At 65.9% G+C, this 26,185-nt stretch carries 24 protein-coding genes; 2 read left to right on the top strand and 22 right to left on the bottom strand.

Annotated features, from left to right (window positions below; all coding sequences use genetic code 11):
* Nucleotides 1-16 precede the first annotated feature (16 nt).
* The 18 genes from CA260_RS04145 to CA260_RS04060 form a co-directional block, all read right to left on the bottom strand.
* Nucleotides 17-1,396 (bottom strand): sensor histidine kinase, encoded by a 1,380-nt coding sequence (locus CA260_RS04145; RefSeq protein WP_111981154.1) that lies wholly within the window; start codon nt 1,394-1,396, stop codon nt 17-19.
* Nucleotides 1,397-1,424: 28 nt separating this feature from the next.
* On the bottom strand, nt 1,425-1,721 hold the full coding sequence (locus tag CA260_RS04140) for a hypothetical protein (RefSeq protein ID WP_146745278.1): 297 nt from the start codon (nt 1,719-1,721) through the stop codon (nt 1,425-1,427).
* 231 nt (nt 1,722-1,952) lie between these two features.
* The gene (locus CA260_RS04135) at nt 1,953-3,293 is read right to left on the bottom strand and encodes a sigma-54-dependent transcriptional regulator (RefSeq protein WP_111981152.1); all 1,341 of its coding nucleotides are present in this window, start codon (nt 3,291-3,293) and stop codon (nt 1,953-1,955) included.
* Nucleotides 3,294-3,539: 246 nt separating this feature from the next.
* Entirely contained in the window at nt 3,540-5,342 is a 1,803-nt protein-coding gene (locus CA260_RS04130; protein ID WP_111981151.1) for a DUF885 domain-containing protein, read from the bottom strand.
* Nucleotides 5,343-5,428: 86 nt separating this feature from the next.
* Complete coding sequence (locus CA260_RS04125) at nt 5,429-6,640, bottom strand: ABC transporter permease (protein ID WP_111981150.1); 1,212 nt, start codon at nt 6,638-6,640, stop codon at nt 5,429-5,431.
* 10 nt (nt 6,641-6,650) lie between these two features.
* On the bottom strand, nt 6,651-7,973 hold the full coding sequence (locus tag CA260_RS04120; RefSeq protein ID WP_111981149.1) for an ABC transporter permease: 1,323 nt from the start codon (nt 7,971-7,973) through the stop codon (nt 6,651-6,653).
* Nucleotides 7,974-8,015: 42 nt separating this feature from the next.
* Nucleotides 8,016-9,239: an ABC transporter permease gene (locus CA260_RS04115; protein WP_111981148.1), complete on the bottom strand. Its 1,224-nt coding sequence runs from the start codon at nt 9,237-9,239 to the stop codon at nt 8,016-8,018.
* A gap of 16 nt (nt 9,240-9,255) precedes the next feature.
* Nucleotides 9,256-10,560 (bottom strand): ABC transporter permease, encoded by a 1,305-nt coding sequence (locus tag CA260_RS04110; protein WP_111981147.1) that lies wholly within the window; start codon nt 10,558-10,560, stop codon nt 9,256-9,258.
* 33 nt (nt 10,561-10,593) lie between these two features.
* Nucleotides 10,594-11,829, bottom strand: coding sequence for an ABC transporter permease (locus CA260_RS04105; RefSeq protein WP_111981146.1), 1,236 nt, complete (start codon nt 11,827-11,829; stop codon nt 10,594-10,596).
* A gap of 9 nt (nt 11,830-11,838) precedes the next feature.
* Nucleotides 11,839-13,152: an ABC transporter permease gene (locus tag CA260_RS04100; RefSeq protein ID WP_111982994.1), complete on the bottom strand. Its 1,314-nt coding sequence runs from the start codon at nt 13,150-13,152 to the stop codon at nt 11,839-11,841.
* A 75-nt stretch (nt 13,153-13,227) separates the two neighbouring features.
* The gene (locus CA260_RS04095) at nt 13,228-14,460 is read right to left on the bottom strand and encodes an ABC transporter permease (protein ID WP_111982993.1); all 1,233 of its coding nucleotides are present in this window, start codon (nt 14,458-14,460) and stop codon (nt 13,228-13,230) included.
* Nucleotides 14,461-14,470: 10 nt separating this feature from the next.
* Nucleotides 14,471-15,784, bottom strand: a complete 1,314-nt coding sequence (locus CA260_RS04090) for an ABC transporter permease (protein ID WP_111981145.1) — start codon at nt 15,782-15,784, stop codon at nt 14,471-14,473.
* A gap of 55 nt (nt 15,785-15,839) precedes the next feature.
* The gene (locus tag CA260_RS04085) at nt 15,840-16,562 is read right to left on the bottom strand and encodes an ABC transporter ATP-binding protein (protein ID WP_038615423.1); all 723 of its coding nucleotides are present in this window, start codon (nt 16,560-16,562) and stop codon (nt 15,840-15,842) included.
* A 148-nt stretch (nt 16,563-16,710) separates the two neighbouring features.
* Nucleotides 16,711-17,982, bottom strand: a complete 1,272-nt coding sequence (locus CA260_RS04080) for an efflux RND transporter periplasmic adaptor subunit (protein ID WP_111981144.1) — start codon at nt 17,980-17,982, stop codon at nt 16,711-16,713.
* 188 nt (nt 17,983-18,170) lie between these two features.
* Nucleotides 18,171-18,755, bottom strand: a complete 585-nt coding sequence (locus tag CA260_RS04075) for a hypothetical protein (RefSeq protein WP_111981143.1) — start codon at nt 18,753-18,755, stop codon at nt 18,171-18,173.
* Between the two features lie 137 nt (nt 18,756-18,892).
* On the bottom strand, nt 18,893-19,117 hold the full coding sequence (hemP, locus tag CA260_RS04070) for a hemin uptake protein HemP (protein WP_111981142.1): 225 nt from the start codon (nt 19,115-19,117) through the stop codon (nt 18,893-18,895).
* 91 nt (nt 19,118-19,208) lie between these two features.
* Nucleotides 19,209-20,102 carry a subclass B3 metallo-beta-lactamase gene (gene bla / locus CA260_RS04065; protein ID WP_111981141.1) on the bottom strand — a complete coding sequence of 298 codons (894 nt, stop codon included), beginning with the start codon at nt 20,100-20,102 and terminating at the stop codon, nt 19,209-19,211.
* Nucleotides 20,103-20,296: 194 nt separating this feature from the next.
* Nucleotides 20,297-21,265, bottom strand: a complete 969-nt coding sequence (locus tag CA260_RS04060) for a potassium channel beta subunit family protein (RefSeq protein ID WP_111981140.1) — start codon at nt 21,263-21,265, stop codon at nt 20,297-20,299.
* Nucleotides 21,266-21,408: 143 nt separating this feature from the next.
* Between CA260_RS04060 and ahr the strand changes: the two genes are divergently transcribed.
* Together ahr and CA260_RS04050 are read left to right on the top strand one after the other, a co-directional pair.
* On the top strand, nt 21,409-22,428 hold the full coding sequence (gene ahr, locus CA260_RS04055; protein ID WP_111981139.1) for an NADPH-dependent aldehyde reductase Ahr: 1,020 nt from the start codon (nt 21,409-21,411) through the stop codon (nt 22,426-22,428).
* Nucleotides 22,429-22,460: 32 nt separating this feature from the next.
* Nucleotides 22,461-22,703: a DUF6868 family protein gene (locus CA260_RS04050; RefSeq protein ID WP_111981138.1), complete on the top strand. Its 243-nt coding sequence runs from the start codon at nt 22,461-22,463 to the stop codon at nt 22,701-22,703.
* A gap of 49 nt (nt 22,704-22,752) precedes the next feature.
* Here the strand turns inward: CA260_RS04050 and CA260_RS04045 are convergent, their stop codons facing one another.
* From CA260_RS04045 to thiL, 4 genes are all read right to left on the bottom strand, one after another.
* Nucleotides 22,753-23,322 carry a hypothetical protein gene (locus tag CA260_RS04045; RefSeq protein WP_111981137.1) on the bottom strand — a complete coding sequence of 190 codons (570 nt, stop codon included), beginning with the start codon at nt 23,320-23,322 and terminating at the stop codon, nt 22,753-22,755.
* A 65-nt stretch (nt 23,323-23,387) separates the two neighbouring features.
* On the bottom strand, nt 23,388-24,536 hold the full coding sequence (locus CA260_RS04040) for an acyltransferase family protein (protein WP_111981136.1): 1,149 nt from the start codon (nt 24,534-24,536) through the stop codon (nt 23,388-23,390).
* 112 nt (nt 24,537-24,648) lie between these two features.
* Nucleotides 24,649-25,182 carry a phosphatidylglycerophosphatase A family protein gene (locus CA260_RS04035; RefSeq protein WP_111981135.1) on the bottom strand — a complete coding sequence of 178 codons (534 nt, stop codon included), beginning with the start codon at nt 25,180-25,182 and terminating at the stop codon, nt 24,649-24,651.
* Nucleotides 25,179-26,156 (bottom strand): thiamine-phosphate kinase, encoded by a 978-nt coding sequence (gene thiL, locus CA260_RS04030; protein ID WP_111981134.1) that lies wholly within the window; start codon nt 26,154-26,156, stop codon nt 25,179-25,181. Before thiL ends, CA260_RS04035 begins: the two co-directional genes overlap by 4 nt.
* Nucleotides 26,157-26,185 lie beyond the last annotated feature (29 nt).

Raw genomic sequence — 26,185 nt, 5'->3', positions numbered from 1 at the left:
CGCCGGGAATAACGGCTCAGCGCCCCAAGGGAAGCATCAGGCTGACCCGCAGGCCGCCCTCTTCGCGGTTCGCCAGCGCGATACGTCCGCCATGCGCCTCGACGATCTCGCGCGCCAGCGCCAGGCCCAGGCCAGTGCCCGAGCGCTTGGTGGAATAGAACGGCAGCAGCGCCTGCGCCAGCACCGTTTCGCTCATGCCCGGGCCGCGATCGGCCACTTCGATGCGCATGTCGCGACCGATGGCGGCCAGCGACAGCGAGACCCCATCGTCCGCGCTGCCCGACTCGTGCGCGTTCTTGATCAGGTTGATCAGCACCTGCTCGATCTGCCCCGCATCGAACCAGCCCGGCTGTTCCGGAATGGACCCGCGCAGCTGGAATTTGCAATGCAGCGACAGGCCATCGAGGAACGGCTGCCACGCGATGGCCACCGGCTGCGGTGCGGGCAGCTTGGCGAAGCTGGCATAGCCGGCGATGAAGCCGTGCAGATGCCGTGCACGCTCGCCGATGGTGGCAAACACGCCAGGCAGTCGCGTGGTGTCGCCACGTCGCGCCAGCTCGGCACCCGAATGCGCCAGCGAGGAAATCGGCGCCAGCGAATTGTTGAGCTCGTGGCTGATCACGCGGATCACGCGCTTCCACGTCGCCACTTCCTGGCGCGACAGCTCGCGCGTCATGCGCCGGAACAGCTGCAGGCGATGCGGGCGCCCCTGCAGGCGGAAGCTGCGCTGGGAGAGATGGAAGGTCTCTTCGCCGCCATCCATCTCCACGGTGAGCAGGGCATCCTCGCCCCCCTCGACGGCGCGCCGCAGTGCCTCGGGGCTGTCGCTCAGCAACTCGATGAAGCTGAGCCCGTGCAGCGTGCGGCCTTCGTTGAACAGATGGCGCGCCGCGATATTGGCATAGGTCACGCGTCCGCTCGCATCGGTGAGCACCAGCGCGACCGGCGTGTTCTGCACCACCGTATCGAGCAGCAGTTCGCGCTGCGCGAGGTTCTGTCGCTGCTCGCGCAAGGTCTGGCCCAGCGCGTTGTGCATGCGGATCAACTCGCCGAGTTCGTCACGTCGCGTCGCGGCAATGGAGAAGCTGAAATCGCCGTCGCGATAGCTGGCCACGGCGCCTTCGAGTGCGCGCAGCAGCTTGGTGACCGGCGCCATCACGTAGTGACCGAGCCATAGCGACACCGGCAACAGGAAGGCCACCGAGATGACCAGCGCGCTATAGAAGCCGAAATGCGCCGGCGCACCCAGGTTGATGCCCAGGTCGTGCTTCAGCCAGACCAGCAGTTGGGGCAAGGGCCATTGCGTGACGCCGGCAAAAACCAGCGCCCCGGACAGCCCGGCAAAACCGAGCAACAGCACCATGCGCGATTCGAGCGATCGCAGGCCACGCAGCATCAACGGATTTCCTTGAAATGAAACGGCATCAATGGCACGTACCGGCTCCCATCGGCACGCAATTGACGTGGGGTCCGTGACCGTTGTTGATGATCACGCGGATCGGCGACTGGTCCGGCGGTGCCTTGTCCCTGGCGGGCTGATGGCTGAAGTTGAAATGCTGGGCCTGCTCGGCCGCCGTGCTGAGTGCATCGTGGTAGCCGCTGTTCGCGGTGCTTGCCGCGGCGGGCGGCGTGCTCCAGCGATCGCTCGGCGGTGCAACGTCCTGCGCTGCCGCGCTGGCGCACAGCAGACTGGTCACGAGCAGCAGATGTCGATAGCGCATGGTGCGGACTCCATCGGCACAGGGCACATCATCCTCGGCCTGCCGTGCGACGGCAATCATGACGGATGGGAGGCGCCATTCCCCAACTGTGGGAGCGCACCCTGTGCGCGACAGCCGACGGAGCGGAGCAGTTATCGCGACAGCCGGACATGGTGGATACACCGCAGCGCCGCGGTCGCGCACAGGGTGCGCTCCTACAACGATATGTCCCCACAATGGAGGGCGGGACGGTTATGACGCCTGCGCGAGGCCGTAGCGTTCCATGCGGCGGTACAGCGCCTGGCGCGAGAGGCCCAGGGCCTGCGCGGCGCGGCTTACGACGCCACCGGCATGCTCCAGCGCAGCCTCCACCGACTCGCGGCTCGGTTCGTCGAGGTTGCGGTTGGCGGCGGGCGCCATCTGCGGCAGGTTGAGCTGCTCGGGCGTGATGCGGCCGTCGCCGGCCAGCAGTGCGGCGCGCTCGATGGCGTTCTTCAGCTCGCGCACGTTGCCCGGCCAGGGATAGGCCAGCAGCGATTCGCGCGCGGCTTCGGTGAGTTCGGCGCGGCCGCCCAGGAAGTGATCGGCCAGCGGCAGGATGTCGTCCACGCGCTCGGCCAGCGGCGGCAGGTTCACTTCGATGACGTTGAGTCGGTAATACAGGTCTTCGCGGAAGGTGCCCGCGCGGATCATCGCCTTGAGGTCGGCGTTGGTCGCGCTCAGCACGCGCACCTTCACATGACGCGTGCGGCCCGAGCCCAGGCGTTCGAATTGTCCCGTTTCCAGCACGCGTAGCAGCTTCACCTGGCCCGACAGCGGCAGGTTGCCGATTTCGTCCAGGAACAGCGTGCCGCCATCGGCCATCTCGAAACGACCTTCACGCGCCTTGTTGGCGCCGGTGTACGCGCCGGCTTCGGCGCCGAACAGCTCGGCTTCGATCAGCTCGCCCGGCAACGCGCCGCAGTTGACCGCGATGAACGCACCGCGCTTCACCGCCGAGTTGGCGTGGACGATGGCCGCAATGCGCTCCTTGCCGGCGCCATTGGGACCGGTGATGAGCACGGGTACATCCGAACGTGCCACCTGGCAGGCGAGGTCCAGCGTGCGGGCCATCGCTTCGGAGGCAAACACGAGGCTGTCGAGGTCGTAGCGACGCTGCAGGTCTTCACGACGCTTGCGACGCTCGTTGCGGGCGCGCGTCACTTCGCGCGTGGATTCGGACAGCTCCAGCAGGTTTTCCACCGTGGCCAGCAGCTTGGCGTCGTCCCACGGCTTGGCGAGATAGTCGGCAGCACCGGCCTTCACCAGTTCCACCGCGGTTTCCAGGTGCGTCCAGGCGGTGAGCAGGATCACCGGCAGGTCCGCATGGCGCTGGCGGATCGCACGAAACAGCGCGATGCCCTCCTCGCCCGAGGTGGTGTCGGCGGTGAAGTTCATATCCTGGATCACCACGTCGACACGGTCGCGCTCCAGCATCTCCAGGCCTTGCTCGGGCGTCAGCGCGATCAGCGGGCGGATTTCATGCAGGGACAGCGCCAGCGAGAGCGCCTCGCCCACGGCCGGGTTGTCGTCGATGATCAGTACGGTTCGCATTCGTCGCTTGCACATGTAGGCGTGGATGCAGCTCCACGCCAAAAGGTTGCCATCTTTCGATGAATTCGTCTCGAAAGCCTGAATTGGCTCCCTCTCCCCACTGGGGTGAGGGGCCAATCTTGCGGGATGGTGGGATCGAGGCGGGCTCCGTCTCGACCCTATCGCGAGCACCCGCCCCTCACCTCAATCCTCTCTCCCACGGGACTACCTTCGGGTCGCCCGGAGGGGAGAGGAAGCAGAGCGGGTTCAGCCCTTGGCCGGATGTGCCGGTGCCTTGCCCGACTTCAGGTCGGCGATCCAGGCGTCGGTACGCGCTTCCAGCACGTCCAGCGGCAGTGCGCCGCCGCCCAGGATCTCATCGTGGAAGGAGCGGATGTCGAACTTGTCGCCCAGCTCCTTCTTGGCACGCTCACGCAGCTCCAGGATCTTCAGCTGGCCCATCTTGTAGGCCAGCGCCTGGCCCGGCCAGGTGATGTAGCGGTCGGTTTCGGCCTGCACGTCCGGCTCATCCTCGCTGGAGTGCTGGTGGAAGAAGTCCACCATCTGCTGGCGCGACCAGTGCTTGTAGTGCACGCCGGTGTCGAGCACGAGGCGGTCGGCACGCAACAGTTCGTCGGAGAGGCGGCCGTAGTCGGACAGAGGGTCCTTGTAGAAGCCGATGTCCTTGCCCAGGCGCTCGGCATACAGCGCCCAGCCTTCGATGTAGGCGTTGTAGCCCGCCTGCTGGCGGAACGGCGGCAGGCCCGGCAGCGTCTGCGCGATCGAGATCTGCATGTGATGGCCCGGCACGCCTTCGTGGTAGGCGGTGGACTCGATGGTCAGCACGCTGCGGTTGGCGAAGTCACCCGTGTTGACGAATACCTTGCCCGGACGCGAACCGTCCGGCGTGCCCTGCTGGTACTCGGCGGCGGCGGCTTCCTTCTCGCGGAAGGCTTCCACCGGCACCACCTGCACCTGGGTCTTGGGCAGCAGGCCGAACAGCTTGGGCAGCTCCGGCTGCATGCCGGCGATGTAGGTGCGATAGCGGTTGAGGATGTCCTCGCGCGAGGTCGCGTGGGTCTTGGGGTTGGTCTTCAGCGATTCGCGGAAGCTGGCCAGGTCCTTGAAGCCCTGCGACTTGGCGATGGCGGTCATCTCGCCTTCGATGCGCTTCACCTCGGACAGGCCGATCTCGTGGATGCGCTCCGGCGTTTCCTTGGTGGTGGTCATCTGCTCGGCCTGGAAGCGATAGATCGCATCGCCGTTGGGCAGCTGCCACACGCCCGGCTCGGTGCGGCCGTGCGGCGCGTAATCCTTGGCCACGAACTGGCCGAGCTTCTGGTAGGCCGGACGCACCTGCTGGTCGATCGCGGCGAGGATGGCGTCATGCAGGCGCTTCTGGTCGGCCGCGGACACCGACTTGGGGAAGTGCTTCAGCGGCTCGGCGAACACGCTGTCCATGCCGGCGGGCTTGGCGATGCTGTCGATCTGCACCACCACCTTATCCAGCAGGTACTTGGGCGGCATCATGCCGTCCTTCATGCCCTGGCGTGCGACCTCGGTCACCTGGTCGAGCAGCTTCGGCACCGCCTTCAGGCGCGCCAGGTAATCGTCGTACTCCTTGGTGGTGTTGAACGGAATCGAGCTGACGAAGCCGGCCAGGCGCAGGTGCACGCCGCTCATCTGCTCCAGCGGCATCTCGTCGATCTTCAGGTCGTGCGCTTTCAGCGAATCCTGCAGCTGGCGGACCATCAGCTGCTGGTTGAGCTTGTCTTCTTCCGAAAAGCCGGTGGTGTCGATGGCCTGGAAGCGGCTGAGGAAATCCTTGGTCTTGTTGTATTCGGCCTGCTGGTTGGCCAGCGAGGCGTCGCTCCAGCGGTCGTTGTAGCGCAGGTCGCCAAGGATCGTGGCGAACTCCGGCGAGTTTTCCAGCGTGTGCTGCCACTGCTCGGCGAGCAGACCGTTAAGGGCCTTCACGCGGGTGGGCACATCCGCCGTGGCGGCTTGCACCGAGGCGGCGCAGGCCACCGACAGCACGCCCATCACGAGCATTCGCGGTCCGATCTTCATGGGTTGATCCCTTGGGTGGAGAGGTGCCTATTCTGCACGGGACGCAACGCCGTGCCCGTGCCGAAGCGCATGTCTGGTCGTTCAGGCTACACCGAGCGCGTGGCTACCACCGGCGGCACCGCCGCCGCGCGCAAGGCCGGGCCCAGCACGGCGAGCTGGCCCAGCAGCCACAGCACCACCGCGCTGATGGGCAGGTAGGCCACCGGCAACCGGGGCAATTCATAGAACTTCATCAGCACGGCATTGAGCACGACGGCCATGGCCAGGCCGACGGCGATGCCGCCGGTGACGATGAGGAAGTTCTCGGTCTGGAAGTAGCGCAGGATGTCCTGCCGCGTCGCACCAATGGCGCGGCGGATGCCGATCTGCTTGCGCCGCTGCTGCACCCAGAAACTCGCGAGGCCGACGATGCCCAGCGCCGTCACCAGCAGCAGCGCCACGATCACGCCCACCAGCATGCCAGCCATGCTGCGACTGGGTCGAAAGAAATCGCTGCGAAGGTCGGACACCGTGCGGCTTTGCGTCAGGTCGAGCACCGCTTCGGGCGCCGCCTTCTGTGCTGCCTCGCGTGCCTCGCGCAATACGCGTGGAAGGTCGGCGGGCGCGGCGCGAATCGCGTAGCTGCCATTCAACACCTTGCCCGGCGCCATCGGTGCGAACACCGACCATTCCGCGGCACCGCTGCCACGCGTTCCGCCGGGGTCGGGCCGCACCAGGTGTGCCAGCACGCCGACCACGCGGAAATGGAACTTGTCGGTGACCCAAAATTCCTTGCCCAAAGCGGATTGCCCTGGCCACAACTTCTCGGCCAGCGTGCGGCTGATCCACACCGGCGTATCGGCCGGCACCCAGACATCGCCCGTGCGGAAATCTTCCGGTTGGAAGGGCTGGCCTTCCGCGAGATGCAAACCGAGCGTCTCGGCTGCGCCAGGTCCACCGAGATAGAAATGAGGCACAGCAACGTAATGCTCACGATCGATGGTGACGCCGTTGTCGCCGGCGCGCTCGCCGAACGGCAGCGTGTTGACCGCGGCCACTGACTGCACGCCAGGCACGGCGCGCAGTGCCGCCATCACCCGCGCATTGAGATCGCTGCTGTTGCAGTCGTCGCAATCGAGCTTGACCAGGGCGAGCGAGGATTCGTCCACGCCACTTTCGATCTGCATCAGGCCGATGCGCGACGCAATGAGGAAACATGCATTGCACAGCACGGCGCAAGCCAACGCGATTTCCAGCGCGATGACCAGGGTCGCCGTGCGATGACGGCGCAACGCGGCGAGGATCGGGGCAAAATCCATTATCGGCTCCTCACAGGGTCTTCAACTGCCACGCCGGCGCCACGCGGCAGGCGCGCAACGCAGGAAGCACGCCGGCCAGCACGCTGGTGCCCACGGCAAGCGCGAAGGTGAGCAGGAACATCGGCACGTCCAGCCGTGCGAGGTCCGCATAGGCCACCGGTTGCTGGCGCACCAGCCACAAGCCCAGCAGCGTCAGCAGCAAGCCAAACAGGCCGCCGATCAACCCGATCACCGCCGACTCCACCATGCATTGCGCGAACACCGCGGCACGGCTCGCACCGAGCGCGCGTCGCACGCCGATCTCGCCACTGCGGCGCAGGAACTTCGCCAGCAGCAGGCCGACCGTGTTGAACAGGCAGATGGTGAGGAACGCAAACGACAGCCAGGTCTGCAGGCGCACATCCGATGGCACCACGCCGTTGAAATCCAGCCACTCCATCAGGCTGCGCATGCGCGCATTGCCCGCATGCGTGAAGCGGCCCAGCGATTTCTGCTGTGCCGCATAGTCGGCGACGAAGCGACGGTAGCCGGCGACCTTGGCCGCGTTGTCGAGCTGTACCCACAGGCCCAGCCACACACAGGGCGCATCCTGCAGATGGCCCGTGCGGGCGGGCAGGCTCCAGCAGGTGAACTGCCAGAAGCTGCCGTCGTTGATGTCCAGGCCGGTGAAGAACGGCGTGATGACGTCTTCGGTCTTGCTGTAGTAATCGGCGGTGTCGCCGTTGGCGAAGCGGCCGCCCGCGACCATGTAGAACTGCGGCGACGGCCGCCATGGCTTGAGTACGCCGACGATGCGCACGTCGCTGTTGCGCAGGCGCAGCGTGCGGCCGACGCTGTTGGCGCCGGCGAACAGTTTCTGGTTGAGATCGGCGCTGATCACGGCGACGCGTGCGCGCGACGCATCGTCCTGCGCACTCCATCCCGCACCGTATTGGAAGGGCACGTCGAACATCGGAAAGAAGTCCGCCGTGGTGGACAGCATCATCGCCATGATCGGCGGCGCGCCGCTGGCGGGATCGCTGAGTTTCAGCCGGCTGTCGACGACGATGGCCTGACGGTCCGCGCGATGCGCGCTCCACAGGTCCACCGCCGACTGATAGTCGAGCTTGTCGTAGGGCTCCTTGTCATCCGTGCGCTTCGGATCGGGATCCACCTGCGGATAGAAGATGTGTTGGCTGCGGCCCGGCAAAGGATCGCCGGACAACAGATGCGTCACCGTCAGCGTTGTCATGCTCGCGCCGATGCCCACGGCGATGGCCAGCACCATCAGGGCCGTGAGCATCGTGTTGCGACGCAGGCTGCGAAACGCCAGGTCAAGGTAATAAACGAACATCCACTGCGCTCCTTGTCTTTCCTACTCCGTGCGGCCGGTGGATCACACCGACCGCGTCGCCACCACCGGCGGTACCGCTGCCGCGCGCATGGCCGGGCCGAGCACGGCCAGCTGTCCGATCACCCACAGCAGGAGCGCCCCCACCGGGAAGTAGATCGCCGGCAGCCGCGGCAGCTCGTAATGCACCATCAGCAGCAGGTTGATGCCGTAGGCCAGCACCATGCCTAGCGCGATGCCGATGGTGGCAAGCAGGAAGTTCTCGGTCTGGAAGTAACGCAGGATGTTGCTGCGCGTGGCGCCCAGCGCGCGGCGCACGCCGATCTGCCGCCGGCGCTGCGCCACCCAGAAGCTGCCCAGGCCGACGATGCCCAATGCGGTCACCACCAGCAGCGCCACGCACACGCCCACCAGCAGGCCGGCCATGGCGCGGTCGTTCTGGAAGAAGTCGTGGCGCATGTCGTCGAAGGTGTGCTTCTTCAGCACCACGCGATGCGGATTGATTTCCTTGAGCTTGGTCAGCGCCGCCGCCAGCACGCGATCGCGGTCCTGCGGCGTCTTGGTGCGGATCATGTACTCGCCCTGGGCTTCACGCATAGGCAGGATCATGCTGTAGCTCTTGGCCGAGTCGTCCCAGATGGACGGCCGCACCAGCTCCTTCACGACGCCCACCACCGTCAGCGGGATATCGGACAGATAGATCTGCTTGCCGAGCGCCTGCTGCCCCGGCCACAAACGCTGCGCCATGTTCTCGGTGATCATGATCACATGGGGAATCGACTTGGTGTCGCGCTCGTGCACCGCACGCATCACGACGTCGGAGTCCATGTAATCGTCGGGCTGCAGCTCGCGGCCCGCGACCAGCTGCAGCCCCAGTCCGCGCACCAGGTTCTCGCCGGAATACATGGTGGCATTGAGCGTGGACAGGTTCTGCTTGGGGTCGAGCTTGATGCCCCCGTTGGACGAGGAATTGCCGAACGGCACCTGGTTCAGCGAGGCCACCTCGGCCACGCCGGGGATCTGCCGCAAGGCGGCGATGTCCTCGGCGGTGCGCGCCTTCTGGTCCTTGGTCACGCCGATGTCCGCCAGCCCGATGTGCACGAGCCGGTGCTCGTCCACGCCGCTCGGCATGTTCATGCGGTCCAGCCGCTGATTGATGATGAACACCGCATTGCACACGATGGCGCAGGTGAGCGCGATCTCGATGATCACCAGGAACGCGGTGATCTTGTGGCGGCGCAACGTGGAAAGGATGGGCAGGATTTCCATGGTTAGGGCCTCTTCCTCACTGGCTCTTGAGTTGCAGCGCGGGGGTGATCTGGCACGCTCGCCATGCCGGCAGCAGGCCCGCCAGCAAGGTGGAACCGATGGCCAGCACGAAGGTGATCAACAGCATCTTCAGGTCGAGATGGGCCAGCGATGCGTAGCTGGACGGCTGCAGCCGCACCAGCCACAGGCCGAGGAAGGCCAGCAGCAACCCGCCGATGGCGCCTGCCAGGCCGATCACGCCCGACTCCACCAGCAACTGCGCAAATACTTCGCGCTTCGATGCGCCCAGCGCGCGACGCACGCCGAGTTCACCGGCGCGGCGCAGGAATTTCGCCAGCATCAGTCCCACCGTATTGACCAGGCACACCAGCAGGAAACCAAAGGCCAGCCAGGTCTGCAGGCGAACATCACCCGGCACGACCTTGTTGATGTCCAGCCATGCCATCAGGTCGGGCAGACGCACGTTCGGCGGACGTTCGAAGCGGCCGAGGCTCTTCTGGTCCTGCGAGTAATGCACCAGGAATTCCTTGTAGGCAGCGACCTTGGCGGCGCTGTCCAGCTGCACCCAGAATTGCAGCCACACGCAGGGCGAGGTCTCGGCATGCTCCTGGTCGCCACCGCCGGTGCCCCAGCAATCGGTGGAACCGTTGTGGTCGAAGTGCGCATCGCGCGAGGTCGACAGCGGCACGAACACGTCTTCCGCGGCCGCATAGTTGCCCATGTACACATCGTAGAAGTGCGGATTCGGACGCCACGTATCGAGCACGCCGATCACCTGGAAGGCGAGGTCCTTCATGCGCAGGGTCTGACCGGTGCTGTCTTTGCCGCCGAACAGCTTGTCGTTGAGCGTACGCGTGATCACCACCACGCGCGCCTTGCTTTCGTCGTCCGATGCACTCCAGCCATGGCCGTAGAGGAACGGCACCTTGAACATCGGGAAGAAGTCGCTGGTGGTGTAGCGCGCGTCGCTGTAGAACGGTTCGACGCTCGACTGCGCAGGCTGCACGGGCACGGCGCCACCGGTCATCAATGCCTGTCGATCGCCGCGCTTGGCGCGCATCAGGTTCTGCCCGTCCGTCCAGGTCACCTGGCGCGGCGGCTCCTTGTCCGGCTCATAGCCGTCCATATCGCGTGGATCGATCTGCGGATAGAACAGCGTGCCGCTGGAGCCGGGCAGCGGATCACCCGACAACACGTGCAGCACGGTCAGCGTGGTCATGCTGGCGCCGATGCCCAGCGCGATGGCCAGCACCATCAGCGCGGTCAGGACCCGATTGCGACGCAGGCTGCGCAGCGCGAGATCCAGGTAATAACTGAACATAGGCTTCCCCTCTTTCCCTCGTATGCCGCGCGGTCACACCGACCGCGTGGCTTCCACCGGCGGCACGCGCGAGGCGCGCATCGCCGGCGCCAACACCGCGCCCTGCCCAAGCAACAACAGGATCACCACGCCGACCAGCACGTACACCAGCGACAAGCGATGCATCTCGAAACGTGTGACCAGCCACAGGTTGATCGCCACCGCGAGCAAGGTGCCCACCACCACGCCGCCGCAGCTGATCAGGAAGTTCTCGGTCATGAAGTACTGCAGGATGTCCTGCCGCGTCGCGCCCAGCGCACGGCGCACACCGATCTGCTTGCGGCGCTGGCCCACCCAGAAGCTGGTGAGGCCCACGATGCCCGCCGCGGTGATGGCCAGCAGCACCACGCAGATCACGCCCATCAGGATGGCCATGCCGCGATCACGCTCGTAGGCGCGCGAACGCACTTCGCTGAAGCTCAGCACGCCATCGTCGTCGTTGATCACGCGACGCGGGTTGTGCTCGAACAGTGCCTTGGGCGCCGCGCGCATGACCGCATCCAGCTGGCCTGGTCGCGCACGCACGATGTACCAGCCACCCAGCGAGATCGCCAGGCGCTTGGGCACGATCACCGAGCGATAGGCGAACGCAGCCGCCCAGCGGTCCACGCTTTGCGATTGCAGCAGCTGGACCACGCCGACGATGGTGGTCGGCCCGCCCACCAGGTAGATCGTCTTGCCGACCGCATCGCCGCCGGGAAACAGCTTGTCGGCCAGCGCCTTGGTGACGATCACCACGGGCGGGCTCAGGCGATCGCGCACGTTCATCGACGTGATCTCCTCGGCGCGGAAGTTGCGGCCGGCGATCAGCTTGATGCCCAGCGTCTCGATGAAATGGTCATCGCCAAAGTAGATCGCCGCACCGGAGGTGTCCTGCAGCTGGTCGGGCGTGAGCTTGATGCCGTCGTCCCAGCCGCCGCCACGCAGCGGATAGGAATTGCTCGTCGTGGCGTCCTGCACGCCGGGCAAGGCGCGCAGCACGCTGACGTCTTCGCGCATCTTCGCGTCGACCTGCTCGGCGTTGGCCTGGCCCACCCATTCGTTCTGCACCACGAAGATGTCGGGCTCGTCCAGGCCCGTGGGTTCGGACAGGTGCGCCAGGCGCTGCTGGATGATGAACAGCGCGTTGCACACGATCGCCAGCGTCAACGCGATCTGCATCGCGATCAGGAACGTACCCGCCTTGTGGCGGCGCAACGCGGAGAGAATCGGCTTGATCTGCACGGTCATCTCCTTGCCTCAGTTGGATTTCAGCTGCCACGCAGGCTGTACCTGCGCTGCACGCCATGTGGGATAGAAGGCCGCCAGCACGGTCGCCGTGATCGCCAGCAACAGCGTCAGCAACACCAGCGAGATGTCCAGATGCGCCAGCCGCGCGATCTGCGGCTCGAACACCAGGCCGACGCCGAACATGCCGGCGCCGGTCAGCACGAGGCCGAGCACGCCGCCGGCGAAGCCGACCATCGCCGCCTCCGCGAGAAACTGATGGTAGATGTCCGCGCGTGACGCACCCAGGGCGCGACGCACGCCGATTTCAGGAGCCCTCCGCATGAATTTCGCCAGCAGCAGGCCGATCGTGTTGACCAGGCAGATCACCAGGAAGCCGAGCGCCAGCGACAGCGAGATGCGGCTTTCCGGCGGCACCGCATGCTCGTGCTCGAGCCACGCATGCACGTCGCGCAGGCGGTTGTTCGGCGCCCAGTTGAAGCGGCCGGCCTTGCGCTGCTCTTCGGCATAACCATCGAGGAACTGGCGGTACGCCTGCACCTGATCGGCGGTGTTGAGTTCCACCCATGGGCTGATCCACACGCATTCGCCGCGCAGCCAGCTGTCGAAGTCGTCGCCGCGCTTGCCATCGCTGCCGCAGTTGTTGTTGCCGTAGGTATCGATGCGCTGGTCGATCGCGTAGGTGAACGGGATATACACCTGCGGCGGATCGGCGTACGCGTTGCCGCTGAACATGTCGAAGAAGCGTGGCTTGGGATCCCAGTTCTCGGTCACGCCGACGATACGGTACTGGCGATCCTCCAACGTGATGCGACGCCCCACGCTGTTCTCGCCGCCGAACAGCTTCTGGTTGAGCGCGCGGCTGATCACCACCACCGGCTCGCGTCCGTTGTCCTGCTCCGCGCCCCAGCCGTTGCCGTACTGGAATGGCACGTCGAACATCGGGAAGAAATCGCCGTAGGTCGCATAACCCAAGGCCTTGAATGGCATGCGGTGCGAGTCTTCGGGCGTCACCGACAGACCGACCTGGAACAACAGGGTCTGCCGCGGCGCCTTGTGCGCGCGCATCAGCGCCATGGCGTCGGTGTAGTTAAGGGCATCGGGCGGCTCGCCCTCGCGGTTGTACTGCGGGCCGCGGTTGTCGATCTGCGGCGCGAACAGCTGGGAAGACTTCTGCGGTATCGGGTCACCCGATACCGCGCGGAACACGGCGTACGTCACCATCGACGCTGCCACGCCAAACCCGATCGACATGATCATCAGCGCCGTCAGCAGCGGATTGCGCCGCAGGCTGTGGGTGCCAAGCCGAAGGTTGTGGACAAACATGCCGCTCATGGATACCTCATTGCGCTTGCGGACTCCGCCGATGACATTCTTCCGTGACATGCGGACGACGCCTCGTTACACCGAGCGCGTCGCCTCCACCGGTGACACGCGCGAGGCGCGCATGGCCGGTGCCAGCGTGGCGCCCTGCCCGAGCAACAGCAGGGCAGCGACGCCGACCAACACGTAGGGCACGGAGAGACGCGCCATCTCGTACTGCGTCACCAGCCACAGGTTCATGGCGATGGCCAGCAGCGCGCCGATCACCACGCCGGCCACACCGATCAGCAGGTTCTCGGTGAGGAAGTAGCTGAGGATGTCGTGCTTGGTGGCGCCCAACGCGCGGCGCACGCCGATCTGCTTGCGGCGCTGTCCAACCCAGAAGCTGGTGAGGCCCACGATGCCCGCTGCGGTGATGCCCAGCAGCACCAGGCACACCACGCCCATCAGGATCGCCATGCCGCGGTCGCCCTTGTAGGCGTGCTCGCGTACTTCGGCAAAGGTACGCACACCGCGATCGCTCGGAATCACACGCATGCGGTTCACCTTCACCAGCGCCGCCGGCGCCGCCTTCAGCACGTCGCCCAGCTGGCCGGGCTTGGCGCGGATCAGGTAGTTGGTGAACGCGCTGGTCAGCTGCACCGGCTGGATCAGCGAGTTTTCGTAGAACGAATCGGACCAGGTGCCATTCCAAGGCACTTGCAGGCGCTCCACGATGCCGACGATGGTGCTCGGCTTCTTGGAGTCGCCGATGTAGAGCGTCTTGCCCAGCGCGTGGCCGTCGGGATACATCTTGTCGGCCAGTGCCTTGCTCACGATGATCGCCGCGGGATCGGGAATGGCCTGCGGATCGGCTTCCACGATTTCGTCCGAGCGGAAGTTGCGCCCTTCGACAAGGCGGACCCCCATGGACGCCAGGGTATGTTCGTCTCCGAAGTACTGCGTGGTATGCGCCTTGGAGTCCTTCGCGTCCACGTCGGTGCGCACGCCGGTCGACCAGCCGCCGCCACGCAACGGATAGGAGTTGATGGCCACCACGTCCTGCACGCCAGGGAGCTGGCGCAGCGCGACGAGGTCTGCCTTGATCAGCGGCGCGGCGTTGTTTTCCTCGGTGCCGACGAAGCGGTTCTGGATCGCCATCAGATCGCTCTCCACCAGGCCGGTGGGCCGGTGGACGCGGTCCAGGCGTTGACTGATGATGAACAGCGCATTGCAAACGATCGCGAGTGTCAGCGCGATCTGCAGGGCGATCAGGACGGTGCCGGCCTTGTGGCGCTTGAGGGCGGCGAGAATGGGCTTGATCTGCAACATGGTCATCGCCTCAGTTCGATTTCAGCTGCCACGCCGGCTGCACCTGTGCGGCGCGCCACGTGGGATAGAAGGCCGCCAGCACCGTCGCCAGGATGGCGACCAGAACGGTCAGCAGCACCAGCGATACGTCCAAGGTGGCGAGCTTGGCGATGTCCGGTTCGAACACCAGCGACACGCCCATCACGCCCAGGCCCGTGAGCAGCAGGCCCACCACGCCGCCGGCCAAACCGATGGCCGCCGCTTCGATCAGGAACTGGATGTAGATCTCCTTGCGCGTCGCACCCAGTGCGCGGCGCACGCCGATCTCCGAGGAGCGACGCATGAACTTGGCCAGCAGCAGGCCCACCGTGTTCACCAGGCAGATCAGCAGGAAGCCCAGCGACACCATCAGCGAAACCTTCGCTTCCTGCGGCACGACCTTCTGGTAGTCCAGCCATTCCACGACGTTGCGCAGGCGCGTGTTGGGCGCCCAGCGGAAGCGGCCGGCGCGCTGCTGTTCGGCGGAATAGCCATTGAGGTACTGGCGATACGCATCGGCCTCGGCCTTGGTCGGCAGTTCGGCCCAGAAGCCCAGCCACACGCATTCGGAACGGATCCACTCGTCCCAGCCCTTGCCCGGATCGTGGTTGCAGTTGTTGTTGCCGCTGGTCGGCGTTTTCAATTCCACGGCGCGCGTGAACGGGATGAACACCTGGATCGGATCATCGAAACCGTTGGTATTGGTGACGTCGTAGAACACCGGCTCGGGATTCCACTTGTCGGCCACGCCGACGATGCGGTAGTCGCGGCCATTGAGGTTGATGTTCTTGCCGACACTGTTGCCGCCATTGAACAGCTTCTCGTTGAGCGCCTTGCCGATGACGGCCACCGAGGCGTGGGATTCGTCCTCGCCGGCTGTCCAGCCCTGGCCGTACTGGAAGGGAACATCGAACATGCCGAAGGCATCGGCGTACCAGCCGTAGCTGGTTTCGCGGAACGGCAGCATCGACGCATCGGCCGGCACGATGGATATGGCGGTCGGATACAAGGCCGTCTGGCGTTTCGCACGCTTGTCGCGCATCAGGTTGATGGCGTCGGTGTACGTCATCGCATTGGGCGGCTCGCCCTTGTTGTCCTTGGAGGAGTCCGGCCCCCAGTTGTCGATCTGCGGCACGTAGAGCTGCGACGACTTCTGCGGGATCGGGTTGTTGGACGTCGCGCGGAACACCGAATAGGTGGTCATCGATGCGGCCACGCCGCAACCGATCGCCAACACCATGAGCAGAGTCAACAGCGGGTTTTTCCGGAGGCTGCGCAGGCCAAGCTGGAGGTAGTAGGCGAACATGGGCGTCCTTCAGGGGGCTAACGCCTCCCGCTCGCGCGGGAGGCTGGCGTTGGGATCAGGCCGGCGAGTTGGCGCGCGCCGAATGCACCGCGTGGTGGAAGCGCGGGTCTTCCGCCAGATCGACCACCTGGCCATCGATGATGTGCACGTTGCGCTGGGCGCGTGCGGCGAGTTCCGGATCGTGCGTCACCATCACGATGGTGGCGCCTTCGCGATGGATCTCCTCCAGCAGCTCCATCACGCCGCGGGCCATCTGCGTGTCCAGGTTGCCGGTCGGTTCGTCCGCCAGCAGCAGGCGCGGCGAGCCGGCCAGCGCGCGCGCGATCGCCACGCGCTGCTGCTGGCCGCCCGACAGCTCGGCCGGGTAGTGCTTGGCGCGCGACGCCAGGCCGACGCGCTCCAGCGCGTTCATGATGCGGTCCTTGCGCTCCGGGCCCTTCATGCCGCGATAGCGCAGCGGCACTTCGACGTTGTCGTAGACGTTGAGGTCGGGGATCAGGTTGAACGCCTGGAAGATGAAGCCGATCTTCTCGTTGCGGATCTTCGAGCGCTCGTTGTCGTTGAGGTTGCTCACCTCCACGCCATCGAGGTGGTACTGGCCGCCAGTGAAGGTTTCGAGCAGGCCGGCAATGGTGAGGAAGGTGGTCTTGCCCGAGCCGGACGGTCCGGTCACGGCCACGAACTCGCCTTCGTTCACGTTGATGTTGAAATCGCGCAACGCATAGGTCTCCACCACTTCGGTGCGGTAGACCTTGGACAGGTGGGTCATCTTGAGCATGGGTTCTTCCTCAGTGGTGGCATCTCTTAAGCCCCTCTCCCATCGGGAGAGGGGTTGGGGTGAGGGTTCGGGTCCGCCGCTATTCGCAAGCCCCGTACCCTCATCCGCCCTTCGGGCACCTTCTCCCGGCGGGAGAAGGAAAAACACGTCAGTTGCTGATGGCGACGCGCTGGGCGCCCTTGAAGCTGTCGGTACCGGAGATCACGATGTTGTCGCCTTCCTTCAGGCCATCGAGGATCTCCACCTTGTCGATGCTGCTGGTGCCGACGCGGATCGGATGCTTTTCGGCGACGCCGTCGCGCACGATGTAGGCGTAGCTGCCGCCGGACTCGTCGACGAACGAACCGCGCTGCACGGTGAGCACGTTGTCGCGCTTGTCGAGCAGGATGCGCACGGACAGGCGCTGGTTCTGGCGCAGCTGCTTGGGCGTGGTGCCCTCAAAGCGCAGGCGGGCGGCGACTTCACCGTTCACCACTTCGGGCGAGATGGCGCTGACCAGGCCCTTCCACACGCTGCCGTTGCCGCTGATCTCGCCGGCCATGCCGATGCCCAGGTCACGCGCGAAGCTTTCCGGCACCTTCATTTCCACTTCCAGCGCGCTCAGGTCAATGACGCTGAGCAGCTGTGCGTCCTTGGCAACCGTGGCGCGCTCGGCGATGAAGAGCTGGCCGACCTGGCCATCCACCGGCGACTTCACATTGAGGTCGTCCACTTGGCGCTGCAGGTCCTTCACCAGCAGCAGCTGGCGATCGTGCGCGAGCTTCTTGGACTGGATGTCGAAGTTGAGGCTGTCGGTATTGGTGGCGAGGTCGGCCTTGGCGTGGGCCAGCGTGATGCGCGACTTCTCCAGCTCGTCCTTGGCCTTGTCCACGTTCATGCTCGGCACGGCGCCCTGGGCGAAAGCCTTCTGGTAGCGCGTGAGGTCGCGCTGCGCGCCCTGCTCGTCGATCTGCGCGCTGTCGTAGGCCTTCTGCAGTTCACCGCGGGTCTTGCGGGCATCGATCTGCGCGCGCAGGTAGTCCACCTGCATCGCATCGGCGGCGCTCTGTTCCTGCGCGAGCTTGTTGGTGAGCTCCGGGCTGTCGATCACGGCGAGCACCTGGCCCTTCTTCACCGCGTCGCCGGCATGCACCTTCAGCGTGACCGCGCCGCCGTAGGTGGCATACATCGTCGGGCTCACCGCGGCGACCACCTTGCCCTCGGCGGCGATGTCGCGCACGAACGGGCCGCGCGTCACGGTGGCGAAGGCAAGGCGCGAGGCGCTGACGGATGCGTCCGCTGAAAACAGGCGGCCGATGCGCGGGCCGAAGATCGCCAGCAGCGCCAGTACGGCGACGCCGGCGCCGATCAGCACCACGCGGCGCTTGCGATTGGGTTTGACTTCGACCAGCCGGTCTTGCGCGGAGGTGTCACGAATCATCGATGTGTCCCTGGCCGCGGACAATGCGGCCCCTGGTTCCCTGTCAGCAAGCGGCGTGCCAACCGGGAATCGATGATTTAATCGCTTACTTTCAGCGACTTAGCAGAGTCGCCTCGGCGCGGACAGTTGTCCGCGGACACCGGCACGGACAGACGGACAAGCGTCCGCGGACGATCCGGCAGTCGTTCTCAACCGCGCGCGGGCTCCAGCTCCACCGCCGCCGTGCGCGCGGCCTCATGGGCGATGTGCCGGCCCAGCGCCGACAGATGGCCGAGCCGCAGGGTTTCCAGCAGGTCGAGTTGGCCGAGGCGGCGCGTGCGGAAACACACCAGCTCGGCGCTTGCTGCACGGCACGCCATCTGGTCCGGACACAGCGGCGTGGCGGGCAAGGGCTGGCTTCCCGCAAGCAGGGCGTCCCAGGCGAGGTAGTCGGTGTCGGGCAGCAGGTGCACGCGCGCGCAGAAGCGGCCTTGCCCGTCCACGCAATCGATCCATTCGCGCGGGCCGTCCGCGCCGATCATGCTCGACACGATCAGCGCGTCGCTGCGCAGCACCGGCGCGAGTTCGCAGCGCGCGGCCAGCCAGCCCGCGGGCACGGGCCAGGGTTCCTGCACCACGCAACGGGCCGGCAGGTAGAGCACGCTGCCGAGCATCGGCAGGCGTTGCGCCAGTTCGGTGCCCGCGATCGGCACCCTGCAACGGCTGATGGACCAACTCGCCGCGTCGCATGAAGGGCGCAGCGAGGCAAAGGCATGCGCGAGCCAACCGAACATCGTCAATCTCCTGGTGGGAGCGACCCGGCTGGCGTTCCGCGGGAACGGCGTGGCGATAGGCCTGGTGGTATCCGGCGCAGTGCCGGAACGGGAAGAAGGGGCATCCATGCCCTTGCGGCTGTCCTGGGGAGATCCGCTTACTTGGTGAGGATCAGCTTGTCGTTGCGCGTGAGGCGCAGGTGGTATTCGCTGCCCTGATGCTGGATCACCAGCTCGCGCTCGCCGTTGAGCAGCGCCTGGCTGGACACGCGACGCGTCAGGGCAGTGTCCGCCGCGGGCGCTGGCGCCTTGAGGCTGAGCAGGCGGAACGAGCGCGCCGGGGCATCGTCGCCGTGCGGCAGGGACAGGACGCTGGTCGTCATGGTGAGGCTCCGCGGTCAGTGGGGTGACGGTCAGATGATAATAATTCTCATTTGACTGTCAACCCGCTGATGCAGCGATGCGACGTCCTGTTCAGCGGCCGCCCTTGCCGCCCGCGGCGGTGGCCTTTTCCTTGGCCAGCCGCGCCTCCAGCTTCGCCCGGCCCTCCTCCGCGTAGGCACGGCAGGCATGGCCGTCGACCACCGGATCGGGTTTGGTACCGGCATCCCGCTTGGCCACGCGTTCGAGCAGATCGCTCTGGTCCGGGTGGGGTGACAGCAGGATGTCGCAAGGCAGCGACGCGATCGTTTCGATGCTGCGTCGATAGTTTTCCAGGCGCTCGGGATGCGCCGGATCACTGAACCGATAGCCATCCGCCGCGTACGCGCCGAGGCTGTCGGCAAACACCATGTTCATGCAGCGACCGGCCTCGCATGATCGCCAGGTCCAGGTTGTCGCGCCCGGCGTGTGACCGGGCGTGTAGTGCGCCGTTATCGCCACGTCGCCCACCTGCACCACGCCGAGATCGGGCACGGTGGCGACGTGGGGAACCGGCGCGTACGGCGACGCCTCGCCGTACTGCGGGTCAGCCGGATCCTTGCCGCCGAGCATCAACGCCTTCGCCCCTGCGCTGCTCGCTTCGACACGCGCGCCGGTGTCGCGCGCGAGTTCGGCGATGCCGCCAGCATGGTCGAAATGCGCGTGCGTGTTGAGGATCACCTTCACGTCGGTGAGGCGGAAACCCAGCGCCTGGATGTTCGCTTCGATCTGCTTCACGTTCTGCGGCAGCGTGCCGTCGATCAGCACCAACCCCTGCGGTGATGTGATGAGGATCGAGGTGAGCCCGCGGGTTCCCACGTAATAGGTGTTGCCGTAGATGCGGAACGGCTTCTGCGGCTGGGACCATTCCGGCGGCTGACCGGCCCAAGCGGAGAGGGTCGCGAGCGTGAGCGCGGCGAGGAGCGCGCTGCGGAGCGAGGGCTTCATGCGTGGTGAGTTCCTTGATGGGTTCCGACATCTTGGCCACACGGAGCGGCACGCGCCGGGCGATATATGGCAATGCGAGGGCGTGACACAGGCAATGTAGGAGCGCACCCAGTGCGCGATAAGCCGACGGAGCGGTGATGCCGAAGGCCGCGGTCGCGCACTGGGTGCGCTCCTACAGAGAGGGAGAGGATTCGTCAGGCCAACGCCTGCTCGATCCGTTTCAACACATCAGCATCCAGTCGAGGCAGCACGTCGAGTGCGGCGAGGTTGTGTTCGAGCTGCTCCAGCTTGCTCGCACCCAGCATCACCGTGGAGACATGCGGATTCACCAGGCACCACGCGACGGCGAGCTGCGCCATCGATACGCCGAGGTCGGACGCGATCGGCGCCAGGCGGCGCACCTTCTCGATGCGATCGCCGCCCTGCTCCAGGATCGCCTCGCGCAGCCATTCGTAGCCCGGTTGCGACAAGCGGGTATCGGACGGCACGCCATCGTTGTATTTGCCGGTGAGCAGGCCCGAGGCCAGCGGCGACCAGATCGTGGTGCCCATGCCGTATGCGTCGTACAGCGGTGCGTATTCCTGTTCGACGCGCTCGCGATGCAACAGGTTGTACTGCGGCTGTTCCATCGTCGGCGCGAACAGGTGGTTCTCGCGCGCGATGCGGTGCGCCTCGACGATGGCATCCGCCGGCCATTCGCTGGTGCCCCAGTACAGCACCTTGCCCTGGCGCACCAGCATGTCCATCGCGCCGACGGTTTCCTCGATCGGCGTATCCGGATCGGGACGGTGGCAGAAGTACAGGTCCAGGTGTTCCACGCGCAGGCGCTGCAAGGCCTGGTGGCAGGCTTCGATCACGTGCTTGCGCGACAGGCCGCGCTGCGTCGGCAGCGGGTTTTCCGCGGAGCCGAAATACACCTTGCTCGACACGCAATAGCTGTCGCGTGGGAAACGAAGGTCGGCCAACACGTCGCCCATCAGCGTTTCGGCCACGCCGTGGTTGTAGGTTTCGGCGTTATCGAAGAAATTCACGCCATGGTCATGCGCCATCGCCAGCAGATCGCGCGCCAGCGAGCGCCCCACCTGCCTGCCGAACGTGACCCACGCGCCGAACGACAACGCGGACAGTTGCAGGCCGGATTTTCCGAGACGTCGATAGTGCATGGGGTCGCTCCGGTGGAAAGGGGATAGGGCAGCATGCCAAGAGCACGCCCGCTGCGTCCATCACTGCCGCCTATACGTGGCGCCGACGGCACAGGGTCTAGCCTTGAGTGTTATCGTCCATTTCTTTCGATCGGAGCGAAGCCATGTCGCAGATGCACGGTTGGTCGGCGCGCGAGGCAGGCAAGCCGCTGGTCCTCGAACAGTTCGACCTGGGGCCGCTCGGTGCGGAAGAAGTGGAAGTCGCGGTCGACTACTGCGGCATCTGCCACTCCGATCTTTCGATGATCAACAACGAATGGGGCATGGCGCGCTTTCCGTTCGTTCCGGGGCATGAAGTCATCGGCCGCGTGACGGCCTTGGGTGAATACGCCAAGGGACTGTCGGTGGGGCAGCGGGTCGGCATCGGCTGGACCGCCAGCAGTTGCATGCACTGCCATCCATGCCTGTCGGGCCATCAGAACCTGTGTCCCAGCTCGGTCGCCACCATCGGCGGCGGTCATCAGGGCGGCTTCGCCGACAAGGTGCGTTCGCATTGGGCATGGGCGATCCCGTTGCCGGAGGGCATCCACCTGGCCAGCGCCGGACCGCTGCTGTGCGGCGGCATCACCGTCCTCAAGCCGTTCCTGGCCTACCGCATCACGCCCAACGCACGCGTGGGCGTGGTCGGCATCGGCGGGTTGGGCCACATGGCCGTGAAGTTCGCACGGGCCTGGGGTTGCGAGGTCACGGCGTTCACTTCCAACCCGTCCAAGGCGGATGAGGCACGCTCCTTCGGTGCCCACCACGTGGTGTCCAGTCGGGATGCCGATGCCATCAAGGCGATCGCCGGTTCGCTGGACCTGCTGCTGGTGACCGTCAACGTGCCGCTGGACTGGAACGCCCTGCTCTCCACGCTGGCGCCGCTTGGCCGCATGCATGTGGTCGGCGCCGTGCTCGAGCCGATCCCCATTCCCGTGTTCACGCTGATGATGGGCGAGCGCGAAGTATCGAGCTCGCCTACGGGTTCGCCGGTCGACATCGCCACGCTGCTGGATTTCGCCACACGCCACGACATCCGCCCGCAGGTGGAAATGTTCCCGATGGACCAGGTGAACGAGGCACTCAAGCATCTTGCCGACGGCAAGGCGCGCTACCGCATCGTGCTGGAGGCGAAGGCGAGCTAAGCTCGCGCGCATCCTACCGCGAAGGCAGAACCATGAGCCTCGAATTGCTGCGCGCCGCGCTTGGCTGGTCGGCGATCCTGAACCTGCTGTTCGTCAGCGTGTGGTTCGCGCTGTTCCGAAGCATGCACGACCGCATGTACGCCATGCACAGCCGATGGTTCCATCTGTCCGAAGAAACCTTCGACGGCATCCACTATGCGGGCATGGCCGGCTACAAGGTCGCGACCTGGCTGCTGTTCATCCTGCCGTACGTCGCGCTGCGCCTCGCCGCCTGATGCGCGGCGAGGCCGACGAGGTGAATGCCTCGCCGGCTCCGCGTTTTCTTCAAGGCAGCAAATGGACGTCCATACGCTTGTCGATGCCCTCGTCCGCCTCGGGCCGCGTGACGCTCTGGCGCAACCGGTCGCTGGTGGCCCAGGCCTTCAGCGCGGCGACCACGGTGTCGTCCTGGCTGTCCTTGCGCATGTAGATGTCCACGTGCCGATAGTCTTCGCAGCCGGTCTCGCAGTGAAAGCTCGAGAATCCCAGCCCTTCGATCTGGCCGTACTGGTTGACCACGATCGCCGCGGCGCTGCCGCCGCATTCGCGCGACGGACACGCCGCGAACAGATAGCGGTTGTCGGCCAGGGGCACGACGTGGTCCGCCGCACCGCCAAAGGCCGACAGCGCCTGTGCGCTCACCGTGCGGTCGGTACTGAAATAGCTGGCCTTCACGCCGCCCGTGAAGTGGCTCAACGCCTGCGTGAAGCCATTGGCGCGCGCGAGTTCCTTCGCGTCCGCGCAGGTCGATGGATCAATCAACCTGCAGGGCCCCGTCGCGGTCGCGGCCGCCACCGTGAACGACGCGCTCCAAGCGAGCGCGACCAGACATGCCAACGTGAATAGCTTGCGCATGACACACCCCCTGATTGTCGAACCCCATCATGCCGGCCATCGCCGGCCTTCCCCTGCCGCCCTGCTCAGGCGGCGTCTGCCTGCGCAGGTACGGTGCCGGTGAAGGAACGGCGGGACCGCAGCCCCACCACATGTCCCCGCAGCTTCAGGAACGGTCGCTCCACCGCATAGTGCAACACTGCGCCCGTAGCCAGCACCGCCAACGCATATCCCGCAAACGTCGCCAGGCCATGGCCATCCAACCAGCGTCCGGCAGCGGCCTCCACCCCATGAAACACCAGCTTGTGTGACAGGTACAAGCTGTAGGACGCCATCGCGAGCCATCCTGCACCCGGTACCCTGGCATGCGCCAGGACACTGTTTTCGTGGGCGCCGGCCCAGACCAGCAGGCCCATGCCCAGCGACAACAACGGGTAGCCCAGCAGCGTCGCCGCGAAGCCGGTGCGGTCCTGGAACAGCCAGATCGCCAGGCCCACCACGACCATCCCCGCCAGCAGCACCCCGTTCGCTCGCCGCCCCCACCGCGACCACCAGGCCGGCCGATAGGTGCGCAGCACGGCTAGCACCACACCGGTCAGCAAGCCGTCCAGGCGCGACCACGTGGGGTAGTAGATGCCTTCGAGAAACGCCTTTCCATAGGAATTTTGGTCAACGTCCTTCACCGGCTCCATGAAATGCAGCCAGATGTAACCACGCAAGAACATGCCGCCGACCACCACCGCCACACATACGGCGATGAATCTGGGCGCCGACGGCCTACGCGCCAGCCACCACGCCAGCAGCGGAAACAGCAGGTAAAAGTGCTCTTCAACGCACAGCGACCACACGTGTGAAAACGCGAGGTTGTGCTCCACGTCGATCAGCAGGTTCACCGTGAAGGTGAGGAACTGCCACAGCGGCTGGATGCCCGGATACTCGCGCATGGACGGCCAAATGAAATAGACGGCCACCACCAGCAGGTACACCGGCAGGATGCGGAAGGCGCGGCGCAGGTAGAAATCGGCGAAGGAAAACGCGTGGCCCTCCGCGAGCGGCTTGAGCACCTGCGAACCGATCAGGAAGCCGCTGAGCACGAAGAACAGGTCCACCCCCATCCAGCCGATCTTCTCGATGCCGCCGTAGTGGCCCCAGCCACCGATGATGTATGAATGGAAGATCATCACCCACGCGATCGCGATCGCGCGCAGCAGATCCAGGCCCGGCAAACGGTTCATCGACTCTCCCCTTCCTTGTCATCCGTGATGGCGCAGCCGAACGCGTCACCGCGCGGCACGAGGCGAGACTACCGACCGCTTATGGCGAAAAAGAGGCTGCTCGGCGAAGCGCCTAGAAGCGCAGCAGGAAGGCCAGCACGATGGCGGCGAACACGCCGGCGACGACGTCATCCATCATCACGCCGACGCCGCCCTTGAGGCGCTGGTCCAGCAGGCGGATCGGCCAGGGCTTCCAGACATCGAACAGGCGGAACAGCAGGAAACCGATCACCACGCTCGACCACGATGCCCAGAACACCGGCATGACCGCGGGAATGAGTGCGATCCACATGCCGACGAACTCGTCCCACACGATGCTGCGGTGGTCTTCCACGCCAAGGATGCGTCCGGCGATGCCGCAAGCCCATACGCCCGCCACGAACGCGACGACGATGGCGAATACGTAGAGCTGTAGCGGCAACGTGCGCAACAGCAGCCACGGGATGATCGCCGCCAGCGAGCCGGCCGTGCCCTGCGCAAACGGCGCGAGGCCGGAGCCGAATCCGCAGGCCAGCCAGCCGGCCGGCGTGGCCAGCAGCAGCCGGCGTTGCTCTGCGCTCAGCGTCTTCTTGTCGGTATCGACGTTGTCGTTTTCGTTGGCGCTCATGCGAAGTGATCCCAGCCGCGATGCGTGGTTTCCAGCCATTGGCCCTGCTCGTCGCGCACACGCACGCCGGTGCCCTCGACCATGCGCCCGATGCGGGTGGCCCCGCAACCCAAGCGCGCCAGGTCGCCCTGCACTTCGGCAACCAACGAGGGCGGTACGGTGAAGCAAAGCTCGTAGTCGTCTCCGCCGGAGAGTGCTAAGTCGCGCGTCATGGTTTCGTCGAAGGCGCCCAGCAGCATGGACGAGCGAGGCAGCAACGAGGCGTCGATTTCCGCACCCAGTGCGCTGGCCTCGCAGACATGGCCGAGGTCGGCGAGCAGCCCGTCGGACACGTCGATGCACGCGGTGGCGCGGCCACGCAGGGCAAGGCCCGCCTTCACCCGCGGCGTGGGGCGATGCAGACGCTCGATCAGGTAGGCCGCGCGGCCATCGCCCTCTGCCACCCGCGCCCCCGCCTGCAACAGCCGCAGGCCGGCCGCCGCGTCGCCCAGGGTGCCGGTCACCAGCACCACGTCGCCTGCACGTGCACCGGCGCGCGTGAGGGCCTGGCCGGGCGGCACGAAACCATGCACCGCCACGCTCACCGTCAGCATGCCGCGCGTGGTGTCGCCGCCGATCAAGGCCAGCCGATAGGACTGCGCAAGCTGCGCAAAGCCCTCGGCATAGCCGTCGATGAACGATTGCACCTGTTCCACCGGCTGCCGTGGCAGCGTGAGCGCGAGCAGGGCCCAGGACGGCGTGGCACCCATCGCGGCGAGGTCGGACAGGTTGACCGCCAGCGACTTCCAACCAATATCGGCGGGGGCTATGCCCTGCGGGAAATGCACGCCCTCGACCATGGTGTCGATGGCGATGGCGACCTCCTGCCCGGCGGGCGGCGCCACCAGCGCGGCGTCGTCGCCTATGCCCAGGCGCACGTCTTCGCGGCCTTGCGCGGTGCGCTCGCGGATGCGGTCGATCAGGCGAAATTCCATGGTTGCGGCCCGCGCGAGTGAAGGGTCGC

The organism is Dyella jiangningensis, from assembly GCF_003264855.1.
GTDB classification, from domain to species: Bacteria; Pseudomonadota; Gammaproteobacteria; order Xanthomonadales; family Rhodanobacteraceae; genus Dyella; species Dyella jiangningensis_C.
The sequence above is the reverse complement of the archived record's forward strand: the minus strand, read 5'-3'. Positions and strand labels throughout refer to the sequence as shown.